Below are 6,328 nucleotides of genomic sequence, written 5' to 3'. Positions count from 1 at the left end.
CGTTTTACGTTAGACAAAAGTGTTACTAATATACACATCATCAAGTCGCGGCAAGCAACGAGCTCTTTAAACAAGGGGGATTGCCGCCAGTCGCAAAGAGTCCATGTTTCATTTTTGTTGAAGATTCTTTGCAGTAAATTGAAATTTTCTTGCTTAATTTGGAAACCAGAATGCCACAGGAATACGACATATCCATTCGTCTTAACCAGTACGGTCAGGTAGATGCGGACTACTACGTACAGAAAGCTCATGATGCGCGCGCCGAAGCTCTGGCTGAGATGGCGAAAGCGTTCAAAGCTTGGATCAAGACGAAGCTGACGTTTGAGCGTATTCCTTCACAGCAAACGTTGTTTGGACACTGAGCTTCTAGCTTGTTGTTGTTTTTTGGCCCACCTCTTGGTGGGCTTTTTTATGCCCGCCTTTCGGTGGATTGCTCCAAGTATGGGGGATATAACGATATCGCAGGGGGCGGTTCTGGCATCAGGATTTATCTTTACTACAATAAAGTGTAGATCTTTCTGATCTCAAGCACTTTTCACTGTGACGGAGTTTTACGTTATGTCAGACCTGGATCACAGCCTGTATACAGACTTCCCCGAGTATCGTGAACGGATACATCAATTAAAACTGGAAGATCCGGTTTTTGCTTCCAAAGCAGCCGAATATCACAAGCTAGACCATAGTGTGCGTGGTCTGGAAATGGCGCATACTTCTTTGACGAATGACCGTTTTAGAAACATGAAAATGCGTCGACTTCAGCTCAAAGATGAGCTGCTCAGTATGCTGCAATAGCAAGCATATAACAGACAGCACTGCTCTCTCGTTTGAGCGGTGCTGTCTGGCATCCTTCCTTATCGCTTAATTACCCTTTAGTGTTTCGATCTTAGCGCGTAGCTCATCGATCAGCTGTTGCTGGTTGCTCAGGGTTGCTTCCAGAGCGGAGACGCGCTGGCTCAGGCTACCAGGCTCTGATGGGGTCGTTTCCGTTGTAGCCGCTGTGACTTCACCGCTTAACAGGTGGGCAAAGCGCGACTCTCTTTTTCCGGGTTCTCGTGCCAGGCGTACCACTAATGGTCCGTTCTCTCTTTCCGCCAGTGCCTGTAAAGCGGATTCGACTTCCTGCACATTGGCGAACTCATGGAGACGCTGGGTACGGGTACGTAGCTCGCCCGGTGTCTGTGGTCCGCGCAGAAGGAGTACGCAAACAATCGCCCGCTGGCCCGGTGTGAACTGCAGCTCACTGAACTCGGTGTTACAGAAACGGTGTTTGTATTTCACCACGCGGCTGCCAAATCCGCTCTCTTCACGAATCAGGCGTTTCTCTGCCAGAAGGTCCAGGGTCTCCTGAACTTCGCTTTCTTCCAGTTGCATCACCGGCTCACGGTTGCTTTTCTGGTTGCAGGCGAGTGTCAGTGCGTTCAGGGAAAGGGGGTACTGGTCGGGGGTGGTGCTTTCCTTCTCAAGCAAGCAGCCAATGACGCGGGTTTCATTAAGGCTCAGCTCTAAGTCCATAGCGGTGTTCCTGAAATTGGTGAATTTCTTAGGTTAGTGTCTGGCGAGAGTCCGCAAAGATCAAGATATAGATTGCTGGTGATGGATAGGTGTTAAACGTAAATGGTATTTAATCGTCATCACAACACAGTGTCGTGTACTACTCGAAATGGGTACGACGATGATTTTTATATGTTTCTAACCGTACTACAGAAGATGCCCCTGATTATGGGGCGTTTTTTTTGCATGTTATTCATTGCGCTAAGCGGGGGAGCGCATCCCTTAAGATGCTGTTCAGCGTGATTGCAGTAGTCTGATCTCTGCATGGCCTCGGTGTGTCCTTTGCTTGGGTATGTGTTTGAATATTATGCTGTTAAAACATTTAATAAAAATAAAATCTAAATAAATCAATTAGTTAGTGTTTTATATAAAACATGATTTGTTTTTGGGGTTGTTTTAAGTTTCGGTGCAGGTATACTGGGTTCAATTCAAACGTTATGGACCTGGTTAACACCCGGAAAACAGGAGCTTACGATGACCTACTCAAACAACTCTTCTGCAGCTTGTGAGGAAAATACTGAAGTGGTTACTGGTACTCAGTGTGACGATGTGATCGTTGATGAGGCAGGTCGTCAGATTATCAAAACGTTTGCGGGTGATGATGTAGTGAAAGGTGGCCAGGGTAACAACTCTGTATACCTGGGCGCAGGTGATGATTTCTACCAGGCTACCGGTGAAGGTAACGACTTCGTAAAAGGTGGCTCTGGCAACGACGCGATCCTGACCGGCAGTGGCAACGACGTTGTTAAAGGTAATTCCGGTGATGACGTTGTCTATTCCGGGTCCGGTGATGACGTTGTTCAGGGTGGTAGTGGTAACGATACGCTGGATGGCGGCTGGGGAAACGATGTGCTGTTCGGTGGTCGCGGTGACGATGTAATGCGTGGTGGCGAAGGCAACGATGTGCTGAAGGGCCGCGGCGACAACGACTACATGGAAGGCGGCAACGGTGACGACTACATCGTGGGTGGTCGCGGTGACGACGTAGCGCTGGGTGGAGAAGGCAGCGACACTATGCGTGGCGGCAGCGGCAACGATATCTTCGATGGCGGCAACGGTGACGACGTCCTGAAAGGTGGTCGCGGTAATGACACCCTGAAAGGTGGTGAAGGTAACGACGTACTGAAAGGCGGTAGCGGTGACGACCTGCTGAAAGGCGGCGAGGGCAACGACTGGATGTACGGTGGTCGTGACAACGATACTCTGTTGGGTGGCGATGGGCACGACACTATGCGCGGCGGCAGCGGTGACGATGTACTGCTGGGCGAAGCGGGCAATGATTACATGAAAGGCGGTCGTGGTGACGATGTCCTGAATGGTGGCGATGGTTGCGACACCCTGAAAGGTGGCCGCGGTGATGACTTCATGGTCGGTGGTAAAGACGACGACGTGGCTTACGGTGGTCGCGGTGATGACACATACGCTTTCGCAGCAGGCGACGGCAACGATTACTTCAACGGCGGTAAAGGCCACTGTTGGACTGACACTGTCGAGCTGTGTGCACACGGCAATGATTGGACCCTGACTGTTGACGGCCAGCAGGTAGAAGTGAACCTGGCTGATCAGGCGTTGGCCCTGGACGCAAACTCCAGCGGTGTAGTTACCTTCGCAGACGGATCTGAGTTGGTATTCGACAACGTTGAGATGATTGAGTGGGCTTAATTGACCACGCGAATCAACGCTAGCATTTCCCGATCGAGTAGAGAGATCCATTTTGAACGCCCCGCAAGGGGCGTTTTTTTTGGCCTGTTGTAAGAGCGCTCTACAAAAACTCAGGCTAAGAGGGAGGCGCTGTCAGTACTTCTTGAGCGTAAACAGCAGGTAGTCTGCAACTTTACGTGCTTGTCGGGGGGAGAGCTGGTCACGAAATGTGGGCATCGCAGGTTGATCCTGGCGACCATACAGCAGCAGATTGACTACTTCCTGACGTGTAAGGCGGGTTGCAGTATTGGATGGGATGCCTTTAAGGAACTTGCCGTTGCCGGTGTCGCCGTGACACTCCTCACAGTAGTGCGCAAACAACGCTTTTCCATCTGCTTTCTCATCCGGTGCCTGTTGTTGGCAACCTGATAAACCCAGTGAAAGGCAGATAGCTACGCCACACCAGATTGACCTCATTGAAAGTACTCCGTCCTGCTCCGTATCCCCATAATGCGGGGTAATTGAATGATGCCTTTGAAATGCGGGTTTATCCAGCAGGATGTGTACATTTCATCAGAAAGTCATATAAAAAAGCCGTGAACACAACATGTTGCGTCACGGCAAAAAACAACGATGAAATCATTGAGAGAGTGGCCAGTCGAAACCAACCACATTGAAATTATACCCTATTTTTCAATTTGTTATATCGCCTCACTCTTGTGTTGCGCTGCGAAGGTATCGGTGATGTGATCCCGAATTAGGGTTTTTGTTTGAATGTTCAACTAATTTTGTTTGCTCCACGATCTCTGTGCCACTTATCAATCGGAAACCCGGACGTGAAAGTCGGTACAATGGGGTATTGCTTAGCGAAAGGATCTGTTGCGTATGCTGCACATTACAAATGGCGATAATGCTAACCAGGTGATTCAATCCATGGGTATCGAGGGCCGGTATCTGGCCTGGGCCGATGTTCTTCACGATGGCCCGGTACCTGCAGGGCTTACCCTGGATGAGATGTCTCAAGTGCGGGCCAATTTCATTCATCACTGCGGTTGGGCTAGCGAATTTGAGGCGTTGACGCACTTCCAATCCAGGGATGCGCTGTTTACTCGTGCAGCGAAGGAGGGTGGGGTTGTTATTTGGAACTCACCTGAACTTTATGATCAGCTGCACCTGATTCAACTATTAGCTTGGTACCGCAGTGAAGGACGTAACTGCATGCCGCCCGAACTGGTGTTGGTTCCGTGTCTGTTGGGATTGGCTACGGAAAAGGACGATCTCCCGCAATGCTTTAGTGGCCGGTCCCAGGTTACAAACGAACAGCTGAATCTGGCGGAAGACGCCTGGCACGCCTTTACCTCTTCCAATCCACGTATGTTATCTGCATTGCTTACAGAAAATATGGATGCCTTACCGTATCTGAAAAATGGCCTGCTACGACTGGTGCAGGAGTACCCGGATAGCTTTGGTGTCAGCCGGACCCAGCGACAGGCCTTAAGTGCCGTAGCTGGTGGGATCGATGCTCCGGGTCGGATCTTTGCCGCATCACAACAGGCGGAGTCGCCGCAGTTTATGGGTGATTCCAGTTTCTGGTTGTTCATTAAAGAGATGGTTCACAGTACTGCGCCGCTGCTGACAGTTGATGGTGCCGATGAGTTTAAAGTGCCGGGTATGTTTGGTCCGGATGAGGCGTTCTTGTCCCAGCGTTTGCGATTAACGCCGTTGGGTGAGCAGGTATTGGCGGGTGAGGCCGATTGGCTGGTTAAGCATCAGATCGATCGTTGGGTCGGTGGTGTGCACCTTAATCCGGAGAATATCTGGCGCTGGGATAGCCAGAATGCGACATTTATTCGCGGATAATAGGCATATGCTATCTTAATCCGACTTTTCCAGTGGATATGCTGGAAGATGGCGTAAAGCTTTGGGTATGATGGGGCTTCATACTTTAAAACCGGGAAGGTTCAGGGGTGTTTTTGCCTGTCTCACAGTCAGCCTGGCTGGGGTTTGAGCAGTTTTGCGCTTTTCCTGTCTCAATGGAGAATTTCTCACATGCAGATCGCTGATAAAACAGTCGTACAGATCCACTACACCCTGACTAACGAAGGTGGTGAAGTTATGGATTCCTCCGAAGGTCAGGAGCCGTTGGCGTTTCTGTGCGGTGCGCAAAACATTATTCCTGGTCTGGAGAACGCGCTGCTGGGTAAGCAGGCGGGCGATAAACTGGACGTACGCGTAGAGCCTTCTGAAGGTTACGGTGAAGTCCACGAAGAGATGATCCAGAAAGTACCTCAGGAAAACTTCGCCGGTATCGACACTGTAGAAGTGGGCATGCAGTTCATGGCGCAGGCACCTTGGGGTGAGCAGCCAGTAACCGTAGTCAAAGTAGAAGAAGACGGTATCACTCTGGACGGCAACCACCCAATGGCGGGTCAGATCCTGAACTTCAGCGTAGAAGTTGTTGAAGTACGTGCTGCATCTGATGAAGAAGTGGAGCACGGTCACGCACACGGTGCTGGCGGTCACCACCACTAAGCTGCAATTACAAACACTCCATGTGATGGGGTGTGAAGCAAAAAGCCCGCATGGTTTAGGCCCCGCGGGCTTTTTTGTGGCGGATTGTTCCCCATTATCAAAACCCTCAACTAAGCTTAAGGGGTTGGGGCATCGTCAGTCCCGTCCGATTGATCGGGTGATCGATCCGCGCTTTTGATCCAATCAGCACACGGAACGTACAGCCTGTCAATCAACGAGAGGAGCCTGTGCTATGAATATGTCTGAATTCATCACCCTCGCGGAGCAACACCGTCTGCGCAATGTTAACTTTATCGAGTCCGGCTGCGGACCGATGGTGATACAGGTCGAATACGGCAAAGACAAAGAGCTGGCCAAGGATCTGATCAAAGACAATAAGGGAGCTGTGATCACCTGTCGCAGTGTGACCGAAGCCTACGACATCTGTCATCGGGCGGGCGTGCACCGAGCCAATCTGGTGCAGGTTATTCCCCACGATGAAGCCAGCACCAACAGTTTTGCGGATTATCACAGCGAATCGATCCCATTGAGATTCTGATCGGGTTTGAGCAGTGGCCATTTTCACTGGCTACGGAACCGGATAGAGGCAATCGGCGTCTGAAGT

The 6,328-nt window shown here is 50.6% G+C and carries 8 protein-coding genes; 6 read left to right on the top strand and 2 right to left on the bottom strand.

What is annotated here, in order from left to right:
* The first annotated feature begins 170 nt into the window (after positions 1-170).
* Together ACEQ15_RS02570 and ACEQ15_RS02565 are read left to right on the top strand one after the other, a co-directional pair.
* Entirely contained in the window at positions 171-362 is a 192-nt protein-coding gene (locus tag ACEQ15_RS02570; RefSeq protein WP_370277463.1) for an RSP_7527 family protein, read from the top strand.
* A 196-nt stretch (positions 363-558) separates the two neighbouring features.
* A complete protein-coding gene (locus tag ACEQ15_RS02565) occupies positions 559-792 on the top strand; it encodes a YdcH family protein (protein ID WP_370277462.1) in 234 nt (77 codons plus the stop codon).
* 66 nt (positions 793-858) lie between these two features.
* Here ACEQ15_RS02565 and ACEQ15_RS02560 read toward each other — a convergent pair whose 3' ends face one another.
* Entirely contained in the window at positions 859-1,512 is a 654-nt protein-coding gene (locus tag ACEQ15_RS02560; RefSeq protein WP_370277461.1) for a YceH family protein, read from the bottom strand.
* A 513-nt stretch (positions 1,513-2,025) separates the two neighbouring features.
* On the opposite strand from ACEQ15_RS02560, the gene ACEQ15_RS02555 reads away from it, so the two are divergent.
* Positions 2,026-3,213 carry a calcium-binding protein gene (locus ACEQ15_RS02555; protein WP_370277460.1) on the top strand — a complete coding sequence of 396 codons (1,188 nt, stop codon included), beginning with the start codon at positions 2,026-2,028 and terminating at the stop codon, positions 3,211-3,213.
* A gap of 132 nt (positions 3,214-3,345) precedes the next feature.
* On the opposite strand, the gene ACEQ15_RS02550 is transcribed toward ACEQ15_RS02555, so the two are convergent.
* Positions 3,346-3,669 (bottom strand): cytochrome c, encoded by a 324-nt coding sequence (locus tag ACEQ15_RS02550; protein ID WP_370277459.1) that lies wholly within the window; start codon positions 3,667-3,669, stop codon positions 3,346-3,348.
* Positions 3,670-4,077: 408 nt separating this feature from the next.
* On the opposite strand from ACEQ15_RS02550, the gene ACEQ15_RS02545 reads away from it, so the two are divergent.
* From ACEQ15_RS02545 to ACEQ15_RS02535, 3 genes are all read left to right on the top strand, one after another.
* Positions 4,078-5,052 carry a hypothetical protein gene (locus ACEQ15_RS02545; RefSeq protein WP_370277458.1) on the top strand — a complete coding sequence of 325 codons (975 nt, stop codon included), beginning with the start codon at positions 4,078-4,080 and terminating at the stop codon, positions 5,050-5,052.
* 189 nt (positions 5,053-5,241) lie between these two features.
* Entirely contained in the window at positions 5,242-5,724 is a 483-nt protein-coding gene (locus ACEQ15_RS02540; RefSeq protein ID WP_370277457.1) for a peptidylprolyl isomerase, read from the top strand.
* 232 nt (positions 5,725-5,956) lie between these two features.
* Positions 5,957-6,262: a hypothetical protein gene (locus ACEQ15_RS02535; RefSeq protein ID WP_370277456.1), complete on the top strand. Its 306-nt coding sequence runs from the start codon at positions 5,957-5,959 to the stop codon at positions 6,260-6,262.
* The last annotated feature ends 66 nt before the right edge of the window (positions 6,263-6,328 follow it).

It is taken from the genome of Pontibacterium sp. (assembly GCF_964228735.1).
GTDB lineage: Bacteria > Pseudomonadota > Gammaproteobacteria > Pseudomonadales > Balneatricaceae > Pontibacterium.
The sequence above is the reverse complement of the archived record's forward strand: the minus strand, read 5'-3'. Positions and strand labels throughout refer to the sequence as shown.